The sequence below is a fragment of the Enterococcus sp. AMC1623 genome (genome assembly GCF_058216495.1).
On record NZ_CM177096.1, the window covers coordinates 2,338,976 to 2,361,607 of the forward strand.

15 protein-coding genes and 1 riboswitch are annotated in these 22,632 nt (G+C 38.0%); of the genes, 5 read left to right on the top strand and 10 right to left on the bottom strand.

Features of this window, described 5'->3' with window-relative positions; all coding sequences use genetic code 11:
* Positions 1–145 precede the first annotated feature (145 nt).
* The gene (locus AC4BC7_RS11250) at positions 146–1,630 is read left to right on the top strand and encodes a helix-turn-helix domain-containing protein (RefSeq protein WP_207941482.1); all 1,485 of its coding nucleotides are present in this window, start codon (positions 146–148) and stop codon (positions 1,628–1,630) included.
* Positions 1,631–1,874: 244 nt separating this feature from the next.
* Here AC4BC7_RS11250 and rpoC read toward each other — a convergent pair whose 3' ends face one another.
* Both rpoC and rpoB read right to left on the bottom strand, forming a co-directional pair.
* Positions 1,875–5,525, bottom strand: coding sequence for a DNA-directed RNA polymerase subunit beta' (gene rpoC, locus AC4BC7_RS11255; protein ID WP_279381657.1), 3,651 nt, complete (start codon positions 5,523–5,525; stop codon positions 1,875–1,877).
* Positions 5,526–5,653: 128 nt separating this feature from the next.
* The gene (gene rpoB, locus AC4BC7_RS11260) at positions 5,654–9,268 is read right to left on the bottom strand and encodes a DNA-directed RNA polymerase subunit beta (RefSeq protein WP_490502890.1); all 3,615 of its coding nucleotides are present in this window, start codon (positions 9,266–9,268) and stop codon (positions 5,654–5,656) included.
* Positions 9,269–9,628: 360 nt separating this feature from the next.
* Between rpoB and AC4BC7_RS11265 the strand changes: the two genes are divergently transcribed.
* Genes AC4BC7_RS11265 through AC4BC7_RS11275 form a run of 3 tightly spaced genes read left to right on the top strand, consistent with a single transcriptional unit; the run spans position 9,629 to position 12,260 of the window.
* Positions 9,629–10,948 carry a DUF1576 domain-containing protein gene (locus AC4BC7_RS11265; RefSeq protein ID WP_490502891.1) on the top strand — a complete coding sequence of 440 codons (1,320 nt, stop codon included), beginning with the start codon at positions 9,629–9,631 and terminating at the stop codon, positions 10,946–10,948.
* Entirely contained in the window at positions 10,926–11,279 is a 354-nt protein-coding gene (locus AC4BC7_RS11270; protein ID WP_207941486.1) for a hypothetical protein, read from the top strand. The genes AC4BC7_RS11265 and AC4BC7_RS11270 overlap by 23 nt, the downstream gene beginning before the upstream one ends.
* Before the next feature lie 24 nt (positions 11,280–11,303).
* Positions 11,304–12,260: a biotin--[acetyl-CoA-carboxylase] ligase gene (locus AC4BC7_RS11275; protein ID WP_207941487.1), complete on the top strand. Its 957-nt coding sequence runs from the start codon at positions 11,304–11,306 to the stop codon at positions 12,258–12,260.
* Positions 12,261–12,328: 68 nt separating this feature from the next.
* Here AC4BC7_RS11275 and tenA read toward each other — a convergent pair whose 3' ends face one another.
* From tenA to AC4BC7_RS11315, 8 genes are all read right to left on the bottom strand, one after another.
* On the bottom strand, positions 12,329–12,985 hold the full coding sequence (tenA, locus tag AC4BC7_RS11280; protein WP_207941488.1) for a thiaminase II: 657 nt from the start codon (positions 12,983–12,985) through the stop codon (positions 12,329–12,331).
* 20 nt (positions 12,986–13,005) lie between these two features.
* Positions 13,006–13,656 (bottom strand): cobalt ABC transporter permease, encoded by a 651-nt coding sequence (locus AC4BC7_RS11285; protein ID WP_490502892.1) that lies wholly within the window; start codon positions 13,654–13,656, stop codon positions 13,006–13,008.
* Positions 13,647–14,981: an ABC transporter ATP-binding protein gene (locus tag AC4BC7_RS11290; RefSeq protein WP_490502893.1), complete on the bottom strand. Its 1,335-nt coding sequence runs from the start codon at positions 14,979–14,981 to the stop codon at positions 13,647–13,649. The genes AC4BC7_RS11285 and AC4BC7_RS11290 overlap by 10 nt, the downstream gene beginning before the upstream one ends.
* Positions 14,978–15,541, bottom strand: a complete 564-nt coding sequence (locus AC4BC7_RS11295; protein WP_207941491.1) for an ECF transporter S component — start codon at positions 15,539–15,541, stop codon at positions 14,978–14,980. The genes AC4BC7_RS11290 and AC4BC7_RS11295 overlap by 4 nt, the downstream gene beginning before the upstream one ends.
* A 105-nt stretch (positions 15,542–15,646) precedes the next feature.
* A riboswitch (TPP riboswitch) is annotated at positions 15,647–15,736 on the bottom strand.
* A gap of 47 nt (positions 15,737–15,783) precedes the next feature.
* Positions 15,784–16,728, bottom strand: a complete 945-nt coding sequence (menA, locus tag AC4BC7_RS11300) for a 1,4-dihydroxy-2-naphthoate polyprenyltransferase (protein ID WP_490502894.1) — start codon at positions 16,726–16,728, stop codon at positions 15,784–15,786.
* Between the two features lie 17 nt (positions 16,729–16,745).
* A complete protein-coding gene (locus AC4BC7_RS11305; protein ID WP_490502895.1) occupies positions 16,746–17,855 on the bottom strand; it encodes an FAD:protein FMN transferase in 1,110 nt (369 codons plus the stop codon).
* A gap of 129 nt (positions 17,856–17,984) precedes the next feature.
* On the bottom strand, positions 17,985–18,929 hold the full coding sequence (pplA, locus tag AC4BC7_RS11310; RefSeq protein ID WP_490502896.1) for an extracellular electron transfer flavoprotein PplA: 945 nt from the start codon (positions 18,927–18,929) through the stop codon (positions 17,985–17,987).
* A 455-nt stretch (positions 18,930–19,384) separates the two neighbouring features.
* A complete protein-coding gene (locus AC4BC7_RS11315; protein ID WP_490502703.1) occupies positions 19,385–20,452 on the bottom strand; it encodes an IS30 family transposase in 1,068 nt (355 codons plus the stop codon).
* 180 nt (positions 20,453–20,632) lie between these two features.
* Between AC4BC7_RS11315 and AC4BC7_RS11320 the strand changes: the two genes are divergently transcribed.
* Complete coding sequence (locus tag AC4BC7_RS11320) at positions 20,633–22,567, top strand: NAD(P)/FAD-dependent oxidoreductase (RefSeq protein WP_207941495.1); 1,935 nt, start codon at positions 20,633–20,635, stop codon at positions 22,565–22,567.
* Positions 22,568–22,632 lie beyond the last annotated feature (65 nt).

The window sequence follows — 22,632 nt, forward strand, 5'->3', positions numbered from 1 at the left end:
TTTTTAAATAGTAAATATCACTCTAAGAATAGCGAGTTCAGTTTTAAATAGAAACTTCAGTTTTCCAATAACTGTTTTTATGTTTGTGACATTATCAAACGCTACTTCCCTTGATAAAATAAATAGAAGAATGAGGAACACTGACATGGAGGTGGAAGAATATTTAGTATTCTTTTTTATTAGGATGACTAAAGAAGAAATTATGGATAAATTAAACTCAAAACTTTTCTTAAAAATTAAAATTATTGAAATTCTAAGCAACGAAGCCACCTATCTTTCTACCCAACAATTAACTGAACGATTGGGGAATATCAGTGTAAATACGGTTCGACTGACTTGTTTAGAGTTACAGCAAGATTTTGAAAAACTCTATACAGAAGAAGAAGCGAAACTCATTATTAGTACACGTCACGGCATTCAATTACTACGCAAAGATATCAATATCCAACTACTAGTTGAAGACTTTTTCATGAATGATTTAAGTTATAAAATATACCAAGCCTTACTCCTACATAAAGAAGTTTCCACGCTGGATTTTTGTGAACAGCATTTTATTTCTAAATCAACACTTGCTCGCTACTTAAAACGCTTAAATCGTATTTTAGCAAAACGTCAACTACGAATTTCACTTTCTGATAAAATGATTTTGTTAGGACCGATCAGCAAAATTCGCTCAAATTATCAATATTATTTTTTTATGGTGCATCGACGTTTGGATCGATTGACTTGGTTTCCAAATACAGACAAATACCTCAAAAAAACGAAAAAAATTCTTGCTCATTTAAACATCGAGGTTAGCCAAAATAAATTGCAAACATTAGGTTTAATGACTTTAATATTTGAACAAACTGCTAAACATTATGGTTCTGTTAGTTTAGAAGAACCCTCAATGCAATACCATTCGTTTTACCAATTCACTAAAAAACCAACCTTTTTAACAGATTGGTCTGAAGAAGATTGGCAATTTTTTACATTGAGTTTATATTCATTAAATATTGGTGCGCCTAATTCTTTTATTGAGAAAAAAGAAACACGAATCTTTAAAAAAGATATTGATATTTGGTTAACAACCTTTGAAAAATACTTGCGTCCACTGACTTCTCAAGAAAAGACGTTGTTGGCTACCAATTTAGATCAACAAATTCAGTTTCACTCAATGTTTATACTCAACAGCTTATTGTTGAGTATTCTAGGATTGCAAAATTTCGGTAGTTTTAACGACGATTTTCCTATGTACCATCAGCAATTTGAGCTATTTTGGGAAAAACTCACAAAAAAAGCAACACGCTTTAAAAATTCTGATTATCATAAATTAACTTCCTTTTTGTCTTGTACAGCGATTATTGATCCAACAATGTTTAATCCAACCGTCAAATTATTTATTCACTCAGAATCATTTTCTTTACACAAAACATTTATGGAAAAGCGCATTAATTATTTCTTGTCACAATACAATGTTCTTTTTGTTTCGGATTACCAGGATGCTCAACTAATTATTAGTACTACGACTGTTTTTGAAGTTGTAACGAATACGCCAATCATGTATGTCTATCCTTCTTTAACAAATGTTGATTTACAAAATATTGAAACTTGTGTCAATCATTTATTTCCTTCAAAAAATCCAACATAAAAAGCATTTCCTCAACTTTTCTAAGACAAAGTTAAGAAAATGCTTTTTTACTGAGTACATCCTAGGTAGATATAGGTAATTAAACACTTGCTATAATAGACTTTATAACTATTATTATTCAACTTCACTGGTGAATCACCACGGTTCAACCTAGAGATTACTAGGTAATTACTGATGATTCAAAATACGAAAAAAACCTCATATTTCTCTAAATTTAGAGAAATATGAGGTTTTTTAATTCAATTTATTTATATTCGTTCAATGCATCTTCTGCAGCCATTTGCGCTTCAATGTCTGAAATACTATAAACATTTTCACTTGCAACTGTTACTTCTTTTGGCTCCATGTTACGGTAACGAGGCATACCAGTACCAGCTGGAATGATCTTACCGATGATAACATTTTCTTTCAAGCCTAGAAGTGGATCTTTCTTACCACGGATTGCGGCATCAGTTAACACACGAGTTGTTTCTTGGAATGAAGCAGCAGATAAGAAGCTGTTTGTTTCCAATGAAGCTTTCGTAATACCTAGCAATACTGGACGAGAAGTTGCTGGTACACGACCAGAAATAATCGCTTCGTAGTTGCGATCTTTAAAGTCAGAAATATCCATCAATGTTCCTGGCAAGATATCTGTTTCGCCTGGATCCATCACGCGGACTTTACGCAACATTTGACGAACCATTACTTCGATATGTTTGTCACCGATTTCTACCCCTTGCATACGGTAAACGCGTTGTACTTCACGTAATAGATAGTTTTCTACTGAAAGCACATCGCTAACTTGTAGCAAGTGTTTTGGTTCAATTGACCCTTCAGTCAATGGTTCACCACGATTAATCATGTCGCCTTGCGCCACTTTCATACGAGCAGTGAATGGTACGACATACGTACGTGTATCTGTTTCACCTTTGATAGTTACTTCTTTTGTACGTGTTGCTGCATCTTCAGAAATATCAACGACTTCACCTGTTACTTCAGTGATAACCGCTTGCCCTTTCGGATTACGAGCTTCGAAAATTTCTTGGATACGAGGAAGACCTTGAGTGATATCGTCTCCGGCAACCCCACCGGTATGGAACGTACGCATAGTTAACTGTGTACCAGGTTCTCCGATAGATTGAGCGGCGATTGTACCAACTGCTTCTCCAACTTCAACTTCGTTACCAGTTGCTAAGTTGCGACCGTAACAATGTTTACATACACCATGTTTTGTATTACATGTGAAGACTGAACGAATGGATACTTCTTCGATACCAGCATCAATGATTTGTCTTGCGATATCTTCTGTAATTAACTCGTTTGGTCCAATCAATGACGCACCTGTTTCAGGATGGATTACCGATTTACGAGTATAACGTCCTAATAAACGTTCTTCAAGAGATTCAATAATCTCGTTGCCTTCGCGAATTGCTCGGATGTTAATTCCGCGGTCAGTCCCACAGTCATCTTCACGAATAATAACATCTTGGGCTACATCTACCAAACGACGAGTCAAGTAACCTGAATCGGCTGTCTTCAAGGCAGTATCGGTCATACCTTTACGTGCACCATGGGTAGAGATAAACATTTCCAAGACGGTTAAACCTTCACGGAAGTTTGAAATGATTGGTAATTCCATGATCTTACCACTCGGAGCGGCCATCAAACCACGCATACCCGCAAGCTGCGTAAAGTTAGAGATGTTACCACGGGCTCCAGAGTCTGACATCATGAAGATTGGGTTTTTCGCGTCTAAAGATTCCATCAGTTTTAACTGAATAGCATCTTTGGCTGCGTTCCAAACACCAATTACACGTTCATAACGTTCTTCATCTGTGATTAAACCACGACGGAATTGTTTAGTAATTGTTTCAACTTGTTTATGTGCATTTTCGATAATATCATGTTTTTCATGTAACACCATGATATCCGCGATACCAACAGTGATACCGGCATGCGTAGAATGTTTATAACCTAAGTCTTTCATACGGTCCAACATACGAGATGTTTCTGTAACACGGAAACGTTTAAAGACTTCAGCGATAATATTTCCTAAGTTTTTCTTCTTGAATGGTCCAACTAATTCTTGTTCTTTAATGAATACAGGAATATCGGTACCTGCTTCTACAAAGTACTTGTCTGGTGTTTGTACAGTCAAGTTAAAGTCTGTTGGTTCGTTCAAATAAGGGAATTCTGGTGGCATAATTGAGTTAAAGATAATCTTACCAACCGTCGTTACCATCAAGCGAGATTTTTGTTCTGCTGTAAATGGTTTGTCACCCAATGTATTTGGATTTACCGCAATACGAGAGTGTAAATGAACGTACCCGTTACGCCATGCAGTCACTGCTTCATCCATGTCACGGAAGATCATACCTTCGCCTTCACGTCCGTCTTCTTCCATTGTTAGGTAATAGTTACCCAAGACCATATCTTGAGATGGAGTAACAACTGGTTTACCGTCTTTTGGATTCAAGATGTTTTGTGCTGCAAGCATTAACATACGTGCTTCTGCTTGTGCTTCTTCATTTAATGGTACGTGAACCGCCATTTGGTCTCCATCGAAATCGGCATTGTAAGCTTCACACACAAGTGGATGCAAACGAATTGCACGACCTTCAACTAAAACTGGTTCAAAGGCTTGGATACCTAATCTATGCAAAGTAGGTGCCCGGTTCAATAGAACAGGATGTTCTTTGATAACATCTTCTAAAACATCCCAAACGTCATCTTCGCCGCGTTCAATTTTGCGTTTTGCATTTTTAATGTTTGATGCTAATTCGCGTTGAACTAATTCGCGCATAACAAATGGTTTGAATAATTCAATCGCCATTTCTTTTGGAAGTCCACATTGATACATTTTTAAGAAAGGACCTACTACGATAACGGAACGACCAGAATAGTCTACACGTTTACCTAATAAGTTTTGACGGAAACGCCCTTGTTTCCCTTTTAACATATGAGAAAGAGATTTCAATGGACGGTTACCTGGTCCTGTTACTGGACGGCCACGACGACCATTATCAATCAAAGCATCAACAGCTTCTTGCAACATACGTTTTTCATTTTGAACAATGATGTTTGGTGCATTTAAGTCTAACAAACGTTTTAGACGATTGTTACGGTTGATGACACGACGGTATAAATCGTTCAAATCAGAAGTCGCAAAACGTCCACCTTCTAATTGAACCATTGGACGCAAATCAGGTGGGATTACTGGAATAACATCCATAACCATCCAACTTGGTTTGTTTCCTGAAGCACGGAATGCTTCTAAAATATCTAAACGACGGATTGCGCGTGTACGTTTTTGTCCAGAAGCAGTTTTTAACTCTTCTTTCAATTCAGCAACTTCGCCATCTAAGTCAACAGAATCTAACAATTTCTTGATGGCGTCTGCACCCATCTCAGCTGTAAATTCTTGACCGTATTGATCGCGTTTTTCGCGGTATTCACGTTCTGTTAATAATTGTTTTTTCTCTAAGCTTGTATTTCCTGGTTCAATTACTACGTAAGAAGCGAAGTAAATGATTTCTTCCAATGCACGAGGACTCATGTCTAATACAAGACCCATACGAGATGGAATTCCTTTGAAATACCAAATGTGAGAAACTGGAGCAGCTAACTCAATATGGCCCATACGTTCACGACGAACTTTTGAGCGCGTTACTTCTACGCCACAACGGTCACAAACAATCCCTTTATAACGGATACGTTTGTATTTACCACATGCACACTCCCAGTCTTTTGTAGGACCGAAAATACGCTCGTCAAATAACCCTTCACGTTCAGGTTTTAATGTACGATAGTTAATAGTCTCAGGTTTTTTTACTTCACCGTAAGACCAGCTTCTGATTTTTTCGGGAGAAGCCAAACCTATTTGCATACTTTCGAATTTATTTACATCGATCAAAAGGGGTTCCCTCCATTTCATTTAATGGCTACAAAACAGACGAACAAATCTTGATAAAATACGCTAGAACTAGAGAATTCGCAAATTCTCTAATTCTCAGCCTATTTTTTAAAATCTTGTTTTACTGTCTAATCTAATGGAGCATCAACTGGTGAGTTTTCTTTATCAGCAGGTTTTACTTCTGCTCCGCTTTGTGCGTTTTTCTCAGCTTCACGAGCGTTTTGTTGCTCCGCAAATTTTGTTAACGCATCAACTGTGATTAAATCATCATCTTCATCATCCATGTCGCGTAATTCGATTTCTTGTTCTTCGATATCTAATACACGCATGTCTAAACCAAGTGATTGTAATTCTTTTACTAATACGCGGAATGATTCCGGTACACCTGGTTTTGGAATTGGTTCACCTTTAACGATAGCTTCGTATGTTTTCACACGACCAACAACGTCATCTGATTTGTATGTCAAGATTTCTTGTAAGGTATACGCTGCACCATAAGCTTCCAGCGCCCAAACTTCCATCTCTCCGAAACGTTGTCCACCAAATTGTGCTTTACCACCAAGAGGTTGTTGTGTAACCAATGAGTAAGGTCCAATTGAACGAGCATGAAGTTTATCATCAACCATGTGCGCAAGTTTAATCATGTACATAACTCCGACAGAGATACGTCCATCAAATGGTTCACCAGTACGTCCATCGTATAAAACAGTTTTCGCATCGCGTGCCATGCCTGCTTCACGAACTGTTTCCCATACGTCATCATCTGATGCACCATCAAATACTGGAGTTGCTACATGGATACCTAACTGACGAGCAGCCATTCCTAAATGTAATTCCAATACTTGTCCGATGTTCATACGAGATGGTACCCCTAAAGGATTCAACATGATATCAACTGGAGTTCCGTCTGGTAAGAATGGCATGTCTTCTTCCGGCATAATGCGAGAGACAACCCCTTTGTTACCATGACGTCCTGCCATTTTATCTCCTTCGTGAATTTTACGTTTTTGAACGATATAAACACGAACTAACATGTTCACACCTGGAGATAATTCATCGCCTGCTTCACGTGTAAAGATTTTAACATCGTGAACAATACCGCCTCCGCCGTGAGGAACACGTAGAGAAGTATCACGTACTTCACGCGCTTTCTCACCGAAGATTGCGTGTAATAGTCGTTCTTCAGCAGATAATTCAGTTACCCCTTTAGGAGTGACTTTACCTACTAATAAGTCGCCATCTTGCACTTCAGCACCGATACGGATAATACCCATTTCGTCTAAGTCTTTTAATGCGTCTTCCCCAACGTTAGGAATTTCGCGTGTAATTTCTTCAGGTCCTAATTTTGTATCACGAGCTTCTGATTCGTATTCTTCAATATGAACAGAAGTATAGACATCGTCTTTTACTAGACGACGACTCATGATAACGGCATCCTCGTAGTTGTAACCTTCCCATGTCATGAAAGCAACTAAGACGTTTTGACCCAATGCCATTTCGCCACTTTCCATAGATGGTCCGTCAGCTAAAATATCGCCTGCATCAACCTTTTCGCCTAAAGAAACTAATGGACGTTGGTTGTAGCTTGTTCCAGAGTTAGAACGACGGAATTTTGTTACTGTATATGTGTCCAATGCTCCGTTGTCACGGCGAACGCGTACTTCTGACGCATCTACGTATTCAACGACACCATCATGTTTACATAATAACGCCGCACCTGAGTCATGTGCTGATTTGTATTCCATACCAGTTCCTACCCAAGGAGCTTGAGGATTAATCAACGGCACTGCTTGACGCTGCATGTTGGCACCCATCAAGGCACGGTTGGAGTCATCGTTTTCCAAGAAAGGAATACATGCTGTCGCTACCGCAACTACTTGTTTTGGAGATACGTCCATGTAATCAACTTTATCAATTGATACTTCCAAGTTTTCACTTGTGGCACGCGCCATAACGACATCATTTTTGAATGAACCATCATCATTTAATGGGCTGTTTGCTTGGGCTACTACATAGTGGTCCTCGATATCAGCTGTTAAATAATCAATGTGTTCGGTTACTTTACTTGTTTCGCGATCAACACGACGGTAAGGTGTTTCAATAAATCCGTATTTATTTACTTTCGCATAAGAAGCCAAGCTGTTAATCAAACCGATATTAGGTCCCTCAGGCGTTTCAATCGGACACATACGACCATAGTGAGAATAGTGAACGTCTCGAACTTCATAGCCGGCACGGTCACGAGTCAAACCACCAGGCCCTAAGGCTGATAGACGACGTTTATGCGTTAACTCACCTAATGGATTTGTTTGGTCCATGAACTGTGATAACTGAGAAGAACCAAAGAATTCTTTGATACTTGCAACGACTGGACGGATATTAATTAATTGTTGTGGTGTTAATGTTTCGGTATCTTGAATAGACATACGTTCACGTACAACACGTTCCATACGTGCTAAACCGATACGAAATTGGTTTTGTAATAACTCACCAACAGAACGGATACGACGGTTACCTAAGTGGTCGATATCATCAACATTGCCGATACCTTCCATTAAGTTAAAGAAATAACTCATTGAAGCAATGATATCTGCTGGACGAACCGTACGTACTTCTGTATCAGGATAGGCATTACCAATCACATTTACTTCACGTTCTGGATCTTTTGGAGCAAATACTTTAATAACTTGAACGGTCATTGGGTCTGTTACAACACCGTCTTCTGATGGATAATAAGTCACAGAATTTAATCCATTATCTAGGTAAGCACCTAATGTATTATCCATTACTTGATGTGTTAACACTGTACCTTTTTCAACAATGATTTCACCTGTTTCAGGATCAACCAATGTTTCAGCTAATGTTTGATTTAATAAACGAGTTTTTAAATCTAATTTTTTGTTCACTTTGTAACGACCAACTGCTGCTAAATCGTAGCGGCGTGGATCAAAGAAACGAGCATTTAATAAGTTACGAGAACTATCTGCTGTTTTTGGCTCGCCTGGGCGAAGACGCTCATAAATATCTTTTAAGCCTTCTTCTGTACGAGAATCACTTGCGTTTTTGTGCAAGTCTTTTTCAATTGTGTTACGTAATGAATCACTGTCACCAAAAATTTCAAAAATAGTATCGTCAGAACCAAATCCTAAAGCACGAACCAATACTGTCAATGGAATTTTACGGGTGCGGTCAATACGTACGTAAGAAATATCTTTGGCATCTGTTTCCATTTCTAACCATGCACCACGGTTAGGAATAACAGTTGAACCAAAACCTTCTTTTCCGTTTTTGTCTACTTTTCCGTGGAAATAGACACCAGGTGAACGTACTAATTGTGAAACAATAACACGTTCTGCTCCATTGATAATGAATGTTCCTTGTTCTGTCATTAATGGGAAATCGCCAAAGAATACTTCTTGCGCTTTGATTTCGCCAGTTTCGCGGTTTGTCAAACGCAATGTCACGTGTAATGGTGCAGAATAGTTTGCATCATGTGCGCGTGCTTCTTCTACCGTATACTTCGGTGTTTTCAACTCATAATCTACAAATTCCAAGGACAGGTTTCCATTAAAGTCATCGATTGGCAAGATGTCTTCAAACATTTCTCTTAGTCCTTCATCTAAGAACCATTGGTAAGAATCTGTTTGAATTTCAATCAAATTCGGTAATTCCAATACTTCACTGATACGTGCGAAACTTCTACGTTCGCGGTGCTTTCCGTATTTTACTACGTGTCCAGCCAAGTTCTTCACCCCTCTAAAAAGTCTTTCAAAATACCTATCCAATAATTACATTTATGTTACAAATATTAAAAATGTGTAACATCGAACATTTTTTGCGGCTTTTAAGCAAAAAAAAACCAAAAATAGATCTGCTTCTTTTTTTGAAGTTCTATTTTTGTTTCCCTATTACCAAGCCGAAACGGACAATATTTCGTTCCTGCTCATTTCTTTTCAGATAGTTTTTGCAACTACTTATTATACACACTCTGCAAATTCTCGTCAAGGTCTAACACTTGAAATTTACATTCAGTTTTCAAAATTGACTTTCGGAAAAAAATCACTGTATAGTTACTTAGGAATTATAATAGTAGGAAGTGAATTATGGAAAACAAAACAATCACGTTACACACACGCAATAAACTAATCAATTTAAACTCACAAGTACTTAAATATCGTTTACTAATCGCCTATAGTCTGTTGTTAATTTTAATTGGTATTTGCAGCGAAACTCCTCAAGATTTATGGACTGGTACCGTCCGTATTTTTACGTCACCCAGTAACTTATTAACGGATTATTTTGCAGTAGGAAACTTTGGGAGTGCTTTTTTTAATAGTGGCATTTTAACGTTAGCGAGCGTGCTTTTAGTAAGATCCCGCGGAGTAACCGTGAGCGGTCCTTTAATCGCCGCCTTTTTTACTGTTTCGGGATTTTCTTTTTTCGGTAAAAATTTATATAATTCGTTGCCGATTATTATCGGCGTCTATTTATATGCTAAAACGGTCCGCAAACCGTATTCACAATTTTTATTGGTTGCATTATTTGGCAGTTCTTCTTCTCCAGTTATTAGTTATTTAACATTTGGTACCGGATTACCACTGCCTTTTGGTATTTTATTAGGTTATACTGTGGGAATTTTAGTCGGTTTCTTACTACCGCCGTTAGCTTCGCAGTTTTTACAGTTCCACCAAGGTTTCTCTTTATATAATGTCGGATTTACTTCCGGAATTGTCGCCATGTTTGTGACGAGCGCTTTTCGTTTATTCGGTGGGGATATTGCTATTCCAAATTTATTATCCACGGAATATCACGGCAAATCCGCTATCTTTTTGTTTCTCTTATTCACGTTACTTTTTGTTTTAGGTTATTTATTAAATCATCGTTCCTTTAAAGGAATGCGTGCTATTTTTGCTTCATCCGGAAAATTAGTTACTGACTTTGTCGTGATTGCAGAGATTGGTGCTACACTAATCAATATGGCATTAATGGGTTTTTTAATGCTTGGTTTTATTTTTGTTATGGGCGGCGAGCTTTCAGGTCCTTTAATTGGAGGAATTTTAACCGCAGTTGGTTTTAGCGCCTTTGGGAATCATTGGCGCAATAGTCTTCCAATTTTAATTGGAGTTGTCTTAGCTTCCAAATTGTCGCCAGAGTTTTCACGTGAAACATTTGCCGTGTTATTGACTGCCATTTTCGGAACAAGCTTAGCGCCAATCAGTGGGTATTATGGCGCTATCTACGGTATTCTAGCAGGCTTTTTCCATATGACCCTTGTTTCAAATGTCGCCTATTTACACGGTGGTCTAAATTTATATAATAATGGATTTTCTTGTGGTTTTGTTGCCGCTTTTATGGTACCGTTGTTGGATACAATAACCCAAGTAAAGAGAGGAAAAAAACATGCTGGAAAAAGAAAAATCTAGACGAATCGTTGATGAATTATTAATGTATTTCTTTTCTCATGATATTAAACAATTATCGATTGAATTGGATTTTCCAAAAGAAGGATTTCATGCAAAAATTCAAGGTCACTGCGAGGAACTTCCTGAAGATATTTATGACTTTTTAGAAATGCTCAATACTCCTCGTGATTTAAATTTAGAAAATTATTATGATGAGCTTTTAGGCGGTTCACAATCCCATCATGAAGAGGAAGATTATTACTTGCTGGGTTCTATGATTGATAAAGCAGATATTATCTATACAGATCATTTACTAACCATTCAAATTTTCCGCAAACATTTTAATAGCTAATATTAGGAGAGGAGAGGCTTCTTGATGAATACAAAACAAAAAGTGCTGGCACTATTACGCAAAAATGGCGCTGTATTTTCAGGTGAAAAATTAGCGCAAGAAATTGGTGTTTCACGAACAGCCATTTGGAAAGCCGTGCGAGAATTGGAAAAAATGGGCTACCAAATTGAACGTCATGCGAACGGTTATCAATATTTACCTTCTGATGTTTTAGAGGCAGATAGTATCGCAACCAACGATTTACGAGCAGAAAATATTGTCTTGATGGACGCTACGGAATCCACGATGAAAGATGCGAAGTTAGGGGCAATGAATCAACAGACTACCCCAGCTTTATTCCTTGCTGAAACACAGACTGGTGGACATGGTCGTTTTGGTCGTCCATTCTTTTGTCCACGTGGGCAAATCTATATGAGTTTGTTATTAAATCCCAACCAATCATTTGAAGAATTACCTCAGTATACGTTATTGGCGGCGGTTGCTGTTTCGTTAGCAATTGATGAGGTCACTGGTCGCAAAACCGATATTAAATGGGTCAACGACATTTATCTGGATGGCAAAAAAATATGTGGCATTTTATCAGAAGCAACCAGCGACTTTGAGACTGGACGTATTTCTCACGTCGTTTTAGGAATGGGCATTAATTTCTCTATACCTCCAGAAACATTCCCAGATGGTTTAGAAAAAAAAGCCAGCTCTCTCTTTCCAGACGGCACTGCAGTCGTTTCTAGAAATCAATTAATCAAATTAATTTGGCAAAATTTCTTTGAATTACTTGAAGGATTGCCTGACAATAGTTATCTCAAAGTGTATCGTGAAAAATCCTTTGTTTTAAATAAAACAGTAACCTTTGTCCAACAAGGAACCACATACAGCGGCGTCGCTAAAGCGATCTCTGATACAGGTGAATTATTGGTGTTGACTTCAGAAGGCATGAAAGTTCTATCCTCTGGTGAGATTAGTCTCCAATCGATCAATTAATATAATAAAAAACTCGAACGAATTCACTAATAGTAAAATTCGTTCGAGTTTTTTCATGCAGAAATTTATTAGTCCCATGTTTCTAGCGTTTGCGCCATTTCCCAAAAAGCATATTCCATCTGACTGCTAATGACAAACGCAGCTAACATTTGCTCTTGCTCGTCTGATGAGCTTTCGTTATATAGTTGGTCCAATAAGTTACGTTCTACTTGAATCGCTTCTTTAGATTCTTCGCCTGCATACGTTTCAATCCAACGTTGATACAAAGCATGTGGCGATCCTTTTTCAATTAAACGTGTCCCGATTTCTTGATACAACCACGCACATGGCAGCATGCCTGCTACAGCAACATTGGGGGTGCCTTCAATTAATTGACGATACATATGGGAAACGTAATGATACGCCGTTGGTGCAATCGCTGTATTCTGAATTTCGTCTTCCGTAATTCCTAATTCTTCAAAAAAATTTTTACGAATGGCCACTTCACCTAACGCTAAATGTTCCGCATTTGTTGCCATTAATGCTTTGATTTCTGATCTATCCGATTGTTCTCCAATCAATTGATACAATTTGCCAAAATGCTCTAAATAATACCGATCTTGAATCAAATAATAACGAAAAATTTCTGGTGCTAACGTCCCTTCATGTAATTGTTGAATAAATGGATGCTGAAAGCTACCTTCCCAATAACGATTGGCTTTTTCTCTTGCTAATGCTGTAAACATCTTGTATTCCTCCTAAAATTTTATAAAAACAACAATATATTCCCAATAAAAAACAAACCACTTAACCACAAGGCACCATTTAATGAAGAAATATAGTGCTGTTGATGTGTTCGAACGCCGGTTTCATCATAGCCATGCGAATACATTGCTTCGGTATAATGGTCCCGCCAAGCAAAAGCTAGAAAAATTGTTTTGATATAAAACATGGGTGACCAAAAATAAAGTCTTTTCCCCTTGAGTAAACTTGCTTCTTGAATGGCACGCACTTCATTTTTAATCGCAGGCAACGAATGCACGACGACTAATAAACCATAAATAAAGTTCGGTGCGACACCTTTTTGTTCTAAAACCAACAATAATTCTTCTAAATCTACACCGACAGCAAAGGATAAGCCCAATGCTGCAAACGCATAAGTTCGTGTCAGCAACAAAATCGCGTCTTCACTCCCACTCCCATTTAACATGACGGACCAATAAGTAGAAAATGCTGGAATCAAAGGAAGCAACACCAAGAGAATGACACTCGCCCACTTCCTCTGAAACAAGAAAAACAACACAGCTAAGCCTATCAGAAAAATATTCAAGGAAACGCTCCTCGTAAATGAAATCTCCAGAGTTAAAATGAGAATAAAGAGACTCATGTTTAAGGCATTGGTTTTTTTCATGAACATTCACCTACTTGTAACGCTTGCTTTTCCAACACAATGTGATGGTGACTAATACCAGCTAATGGCGCTAAACGATGTGTCACAATTAAGAAATCCTGTTGGTTCGCTTGTTCTTGAATCCATTCTACAAAATATCTACACGCTTTTTGATCTAAACCAGCAAAGGGTTCATCTAACAAAAGAAACTCTAAATCCAGACTGAGCATACTAATTAATTGCACAATTTTCTTTTGCCCTTCACTTAAATGAAACAAGCTTTGCGTACCATCAATCTTAAAATAAGCTAATGCTTCTTGTTGTTTTGCACGGATTTCTGGGTTTTGGTTCTTACTAAACAACAATTCTTCTTGAACGGTTAACGTTACAAATTGTTTAGCAGCATCTTGGACAACTAATGACATGGTTTGATAAAGTTGGCGTTTTTTTCTTAACTTTTTGCCATTCAAAAACATTTTACCTCGGTATTTTTCTAGTTGAGACATGGCTTTTAACAAGGAAGTTTTGCCAGCCCCATTTGCTCCTGTTAATGTGGTAATCCCTTTGTTTAATTGCCAACTTGTCTCAAGCAACAATTGCTTATTTCGTTGGATTTGTACCTTTTGTAAATCGAAAAATGGCGGTCGCTTATCTTTTGATGGATGCAAATAAAAACAAGTGGTTGCATCTAGTTTATCAAGTGAACATGTATGCAGTTTTCCCTTGGTCAATTCCACGACTTGATCGACCACCTCTTGATACCCTAACCAGTCATGATCGCTTAAAATGATGGTTTTCCCTTGATTGCGTAGTTGTTTTAGCTTTTGAATCAAACGCAAGCGTGATTCAGAGTCGATACTAGCAAAAGGTTCATCTAAGATTAAAATTGGTGCATCAATGGCTAAAATAACGGTCAAAGCTGCTCGTTGTCTCTCGCCACCAGATAACTGATTGATTTCCCTATCAGCCAAATATGCGGTCTCGCCTAGTGCTAACGCGTGGTTCATTCGGCGATTTATTTCAGAAACGGCCAGACCTAAGTTTTCTAACGCAAAAATAATTTCTTTACGTAGTGTTCGCATAGTAAATTGTTGACTAGGATTTTGAAAGACCATCCCCACTGTTTGCGCTTTTTCTTTCATCGAAGCAGTTGCTAAATTTTTACCATCTAATAAAATCTTGCCCGTATAAGAAAGTTGAGCAAAACCCGCAATGAGCCGAAATAAGGTTGATTTACCGCTCCCACTATCTCCTGTCACCAAAATAAATTGCTGTTTTGGAAAAACAAACGACAAACGATTAAAAATGATGTGCTTTTGTTGCTGAAAAGTGACATCTTTTAATTCAATCATGAAACAGATACCCTAGCGTCTTGAATTTTTTGATAGATTTTCATAATTTGTGTAACTAGAATGACACCGAAAAAGACGACCGAAATAAAGCGAACGGCAAATAGTGCTGCTACCATGCCTAAACCGTATGTGCCATAACCAAACTTGAAGAATTCATAGATAAAGCTTAAGACAGTGGTACCAATCGCTCCATAAAATAAAGCAACTTTATCGTAACGTTGATATTTTGTCACCATGAACCCTAATTCCGTACCAAAACCTTGAATCAAACCAGATAATAAAACACCTGGGCCAAAATACGAACCGTACAGCATTTCAGCTAACGCCGCTAATAGCTCTCCTAAAGTAGCACTGCCTTTTCTTGGCACTAACATTCCTGCCACCGGTGCAGCCATTGTCCATAAGCCAAATAGAATTTCATTGGCAAACGGGCTGAGTCCTAGCGGTGTGAGCGCAGCATTTAACAGCGAATACAATACGCCTGCCCCCATAAATACCCCACCAAATAAAAACGCTAAAAATGCGAGTAAAACCACTTGTTGCAATGACCATTTTTGCATAAAAAAACTCCTTTCATTCCAAAAATAGAAGCAAAAGGAGTTCTGTCTGTAGACAGATTATGGCAAATAAAAACCTGACTAAATAAACTTAGTCAGGCACTCATCACAATAATAAACACATTTCCCTGCGCCAGTATTAACTGTTTCAGGTTCAATGGGTATAATCTCAGCTTGACAGCACCCCAAATGTTTCTATATTTAATTTTTTAAAAGTATAACATACCTTTATTTAGACGTCCACTTTAAAAAAGTAAACTCAATAATAATGCTAATGCATAGCTTGCATTAAACAATACCATATTTTGAATCGCATAGCCAAAGCTTTTAGGTTGTGGCAAGGTTTCTTGGAACGCTATCAAATTACGGCGCACTTTTGGTAAACTCACAAAAACGATTAAAATCGGCCAACGGAATACCCAGAATAAAAAGCCTACTAAAATTGTAGCATAACAAGCATACATCATGATTTGAAATAACTGTACGCCCTTTTCACGACCAATGTAATAAACCAATGTATAGCGGTCATTCTCGATGTCTGTTTCTAAATCGCGTAAGTTATTCGCCAACATAATATTGGCAATCGTAAATACTAAAGGTAAGGATGCCACAAAAATTGCTAAAATCCCCCAAAATTGACCACTTAATGAAAAACTATTATTTTTAAAACTAATATCTAGATAAAAGACACGTTGATTGACGGTATTCAAATAAACTGTCATCGCAAATAAACCTAAGCCCATTGTTAAGCCACTCGCAAGTTCACCTAATGGCATACGTGAAACAGGAATCGGACCAAATGTATAGAAAATTCCAACTAGGCAAACCATCCCGCCCATGATTAAAAAGAGCCAGCCAGTCATCATGCTTAATAATAGCCCAATAATCGCTGAAATTCCTAACATAATTAAAATCATTTTACGAACCAACGCAGGTGAGATTCGTTCACGACCAATCACATTTTGCTCATATTTATAAGTATCTGAATGTGCCTTTTTAAAGTCCATATAATTGTTAATCGCTGTAGTAGTCATATCAAAAGTTAACATTCCGATGAAAAACAACACCGTATAAAACCCATGAAATTCGTTAAAATGTGCTAATGAATACAGCACGCCGATAAGAAATGGGAAAAGACTCGCAACTTTTGTACGGATCTCAACAACTTCTAAAAAATTCTTCAGTGACATTTTTTCCTCCTAGATTGCTATTTAAGTTCGCTGCGGTCACCCATCGTATAGCCAGAATCTTTATCTAACTTAAAAGTGTCCTTAATGTCATCAGTCACGTATACTCTGCCTTCTTTGGTTACAAAAATAGCATCCGTGCCTTTTGGTGTATTTTGTTCAATATATTCCAGTCCTGCTTTAACGCCTTTGTCAAAAATAACTGTCGTCAATCCATCGCCATCAATAGATTTTTCTGTGATAACAGTTGCACTGGCAATATCATTATCATAGGGATAGCCCGTCTTGGAATCAAAAATATGATGGTATTTTTCGCCATCTACTTCTAAATAGCGTTCATAAATCCCCGAAGTAACAACCGTTTTGTTGCTTTCTTTAATGGAGCCTAAAATCGTGCCACGTGCGTTATTAGGATCTTGAATACCAACATTCCAATCCTCATTTTCTCCACGCCAACTGTGACCAACTACTAAAATATTTCCACCTAAATCAACAATTGCAGATGTCACGCCATTTTCTTTTAAGACGTCGGCTGCTTCATCAGCAATGTATCCTTTGGCAATAGCACCTAAATCGATAATCATGCCTTTTTCTTCTAAATACACAGATTTATCGGCATCATTAAAAGTAACCTTATGATAATCAATATGTTTTAATGCTTCGTCAATTTCTGATTGCTCAGGTTTTCGGGCATCATCAAAGCCAATTCGCCATAATTGTGTAATCGCTCCAATGGCCATATTGTAGCCACCATTTGATTCCACACTATATTCATACGCATGTTTTAACAAGTCGTAAATATCATCTGACACAGTGACAGGGGCAATTCCTGCTTGTTCATTGATTGCATCGATTTCTGAACCAGCTTGATTAATGGTAATCTTATCTCCTAATTCTGCGATACGCTCAAATGCAGGTGCTAACGCCTCTTCTTTTCCTTCATCGTAAACACGAATGCGGACATATGTCCCTAACAAAAATTCTTCTTTCGCATAAGGTTTTTCACGTAAGCCTTTTGCAACGGAAACAGAAGATTCGGTGGTGGCATTTTCTTTGGTGGTGTTCCTACAAGCAGCAACACTTACAACTGTAAGGAGTGCTACTAAGAGTAGACCTAACTTTTTCTTCATGTCGTTCCTCTTTCTATTTATTGTCTTGTTTATCATAGCTTTTTTTTGCCTAATTGAAAAGTTTTTTTCGCAAAAGAAAAGGCTGGAACAAAAATTCCCAGCCTCTTTCCTAAAATATAGATTGTTTCTTTATTGTTCTACAAAGTTATCCACTTCAATTGTTGCTGTGTCGCCTTTTTCTGCAGCGTTGATTAATTGCTCTGCATAAAGAACAAATGTGTGATGACTATGTGTTGCACCAGATACTACTTCAACATCTCCTGGTGTACCATCTTCATTAGCCATTTGTGCAACTAAAGCTTCGTTGAATTTAGGAATAAATTCTTCTGGTGATACACCAGCTTTTGATTTCATCATTTCATTGTATTCTTTGTTTTCAACTTTTGATTCGCCAGCTTCGTTCACGTTATCGTATTTAGATTCAACAATTTTACCGTCTTTTACGTCAATTGAGAATACAACACGATAGTCATTGCTGTAATTTTTTTCTTCTAATGTGTACGTGCCATCTTTTAGTTCTGCACCATTGTCAATTTCAATTGTTGCTGTATCGCCAGCTTGAGCGGCTTGAACTAATTGTTGTGCATAGTTTTGGAATGAATGAGAGCTATGTGTTGCTCCAGTCACTACGTCTATGCCATCAGCGCTTTGAGCTGCTAAGAATTCTTCATTTAATTTAGGAATATACTCTTCTGGTGACATGCCAGCTTTGTCTTGCATATTTTTGTTGTAATCAGCGTCTTCAACTTTTGATTTGCCTTCTTCGTTTACATTGTCATAGTTAGATTCAACAATTTTGCCATCTTTTACTTCCATAGAGAAAACAACACGGTATCCATTGTTATAGTTCTTTTCTTCTAAGTTATACGTACCATCTTGTAAAACAACTCCAGGTTCTGCTGCACTTGATTCTGTCGCTGTTGAAGAAGTTGTTGTTGATGATTCTACTACTTCTGAAGAAGCGGCTGAACTACTTGCGCCACTTTCGCCATTGTTATCTGGTGAACATGCTCCTAACACCAATGCTGAGAAAGCAAATACTGTCATCCCTACCATAAATTTTCTTGTTTTCATCTTGTTCCCACCTTTTTCTTTCTAAAAAAATTATTCACAAAGAAGTTTGTGATTCATCTAACATTTTAAAGGTTTTTTGAAATAAGTCAACTATATTGTCAAAAAAAGAAATAAAAAGTATTGATTTTTTTAACTTTCACAGGCTTCTTGGTTTTTTAATTTTTTTTGTGAAATTTTTAAAAAAGTTTAGACAAACGAGTAATTTCGCTTAATTGCAATATCAAATGCATAAAAAATTTTAAAAACCTTTATAGACAGCGAATTACTCAATAATCCAGTATTACCAATGCTTTGAAGCCATTGACGGCAGGGAGTGTTTCATCCCTTACCATTTTTCAGGTGAGTTGTTGGTGGTTCTGACCCAAGAGGATAGGTTAGCTGAGTCAAGAGAAGGAGCAAAGCGGCTCTTGACTCAGCTAATCTATTCTCTTATCCTATAGAACCAACAAAACACCTTAAGCTGCTTGTAAATCGGCCAGTTCTTCCTGAAGGCGTTCTGCAGGTGTTGTATAGCCCATTATTTTTCTTGGTTTGTGGTTGATCGTATCGGTTACTTCCAGTAAATACGAATAGGACAATGGACGCAGAGTGACTCCCTTTGGGATAAATTCTCGGAGCATGCGGTTATGCCTTTCGTTCGTTCCTTTCTCCCAAGAAGCATACGCATGAGTAAAGAAAACCTGAACGTCTTCAGCAATGCTTTCGATAAGAGACAGACTTGAAAACTCAGAGCCGTTATCAGTTGTGAGTGACTTGAACTGTTCTAGCCCCTGTTTTTTCATCAAGTCAAGCACGCCTTTTTGAACCAGCGCTGCGCCTTTTCCCCAAACTTTCTTAGTGAGGCAGTAGCGTGTTTTCCGTTCAACCATAGTGATGATGACAGGCTCATTTTTTGTTTTCTTACCTAATACTAAATCAACTTCCCAATGCCCAAATTCTTCCCTCGAGAGTACTTCTGGAGAGCGTTCTTCGATACTGCGTCCCAAGTGTTTAGCGTTATGACCTTTAGGTTCAGAAACGGTTGTTTTTCGTGGCCGCATCCTAGTCTTCATAGGCAAATCGATATTACGGATTGGAAGTACGGCAGCATTTATCAAAGCGTAAACGGTCTTCGTGCATGGTACGCGTTCGTCAGGGTGCAACTTTCTATAAGAGTGTACAAAAGTATCCACACTATAAATCCGCAACCCCTTCTTGGGTGCTAGATTTTCAGGTAAGGCAGCAAGGAAAGCCGCAGAATATTTATTATGATCCCGCGCATGCGAGTTCTCACGATTTTCTTTATAAACCCGTGCGCCTGAGGCGGCAATATACTGCTCGTAATAATTGCGCTTATAGTCAAGCTGGCGCGTTCTACCGCGTTTCAACTCACGAGAAACAGTGGGTTGGCTGACCCCTAATTCTCGCGCCATTTCAGCTTGTTTATAGGTGCCGCTTTTCGCCATCTGTTCCAGCATTCCGCGTTGGATGTCAGTAAGTTGTTTGAAGGTGCGCTTTTCTGTGATACAATTATTTTTGGTCATGTAGATACCCCTTATACTTTTGGTTTGGTTGCTAACAAGTATATCGTATCTACATGATTTTTTCGTTTATTTCCTTATGCATTTCATTTTACAATTTACCAACGAGTAATTTCTCGTTATAATGTAATAGATTGTGTAATTATTACCATTATATTTTTACTATTAAAGGAGAGATTTTCAATGACAAAGAAAAATATTGTCGTTGTCGGTGCTGGATACTCTGGTGTATCTGCAACTAAGTTTTTAGCTAAAAAGCTTAAAAAAGATAGCGATGTCACTATCACGTTAATCGACCGCCACTCTTATCATACGATGATGACTGAGCTCCACGAAGTTGCTGGAGGACGTGTAGAACCAGATGCCATTCAATACGACTTACAACGCTTATTTGCCCGTAAGAAAAATGTACAATTGGTCACAGATACGGTGACATCAATTGACAAAGAGAACAAAGTCGTAACAACAAAATTAGGTTCATACCCATTTGACTATTTGGTTTTAGGAATGGGTGGCGAGCCAAATGACTTTGGTACTCCTGGCGTTAAAGAAAATGGCTTTACATTATGGTCATTTGAAGATGCCGTTCGCATTCGTGAACACATTTTATCAACTGTTGCCAAAGCTGCCTTAGAACCTGATGTAGCCGTTCGTAAAGCTATGCTAACATTCGTTGTCTGCGGTTCTGGGTTTACTGGGATTGAAATGATTGGTGAATTAATCGACTGGAAAGATCGTCTAGCGAAAGATTACAAATTAGATCCAAGCGAAATTACTTTAAAAGTTGTTGAAGCAATGCCAACTATTTTAAATATGTTAGGTCGTAATGACGCTGCTAAAGCAGAACGTTACTTAAAAGCCAAAAACGTTGAGTTAGTTTTAAACGCACCAATCGTTGAAGTTGCACCAGACTACATTAAATTAAAAGATGGTTCAACTATTCCAACACATACGTTAATTTGGACAGCTGGGGTTAAAGCAACTTCTGATGCAGCAGACTTTGGGTTGGAAAAAGCTCGTGGAAATCGTCTAGTTGCTAATGAATACATGGAAGCAAAAGGTTACGAAGATAAGAATATCTACGTTATCGGTGACTTAGTATTCTACGAAGAATTTCCAAATACACCAACACCACAAATCGTTCAAGCAGCCGAACAAACTGGTCACACAGCTGCAAGCAATATTGTTGCAGCAATTAAAGGTGGCGAAAAACATAAGTTTAAAGGAAACTATCAAGGATTTATGGTTTCTGTCGGTGCTAAATGGGGTGTGGCAAACTTATTCAATAAAATTCATTTAAGTGGTTTCTTAGCCATTATCATGAAACATATCGTAAACTTGAAATACTTCTTTGATATTCGTTCTGGTTACTATATGTTCCAATATATGATGCATGAATTCTTCCATATTAAAGATGACCGCAACGTAGCACGTGGACATACTTCTCGTTACGGAAATGTCTTATGGAGTGTACCACTACGTATTTTCTACGGTTTAGTTTGGTTACTAGAAGCCTTCAAGAAAATTGTGGGTGAAGGTGAATGGCTCAAACCAAGTACCTGGTTTGGCGAAGGTTCATGGTTCCAAGGTGACAGTGTCTTCCCTTGGACATGGGATTATCAAGCAGCAACGGATGCTGCAAGTTCAGCAAGTGCTGATGTTGCCAGTGCTGCAAGTGGTGCAACCGATGCGGGTGCTGGTGCAGTAGAAACAGTCGCTCACTTTGGTTTAAGTTATGGTTATGGCGAACAACCAATGGCCGTACTTGAAAAAGCTCCTGATTGGTTTGTTAGCGTGATGAAAGTCGTAATGCCAAATATGGAAGTTGCGATGTTCTTCCAAAAAATGATGGTCTTTATTGAAATTGGAATTGCACTTGCCATTATTGCAGGTCTTTTCACTTGGTTATTTAGTGCCACAACAATTGTTTTAGTTGCAACATTCTGTCTATCAGGAATGTTCTTCTGGGTAAATATCTGGTTTATTCCAGTTGCCTTTGCCTTAATGAATGGTTCTGGTCGTGCAGTCGGATTAGACCGTTGGGTAATTCCATGGTTACAACGTACACTGGGTAATTGGTGGTACGGAAAACCGAAATCTATGTATGGTCAAAAATAAAAAATAAAGATAATGGCTGGGACAGAGATTTCATCACGTTCCAGCCATTTTCAAAATGTTTATAC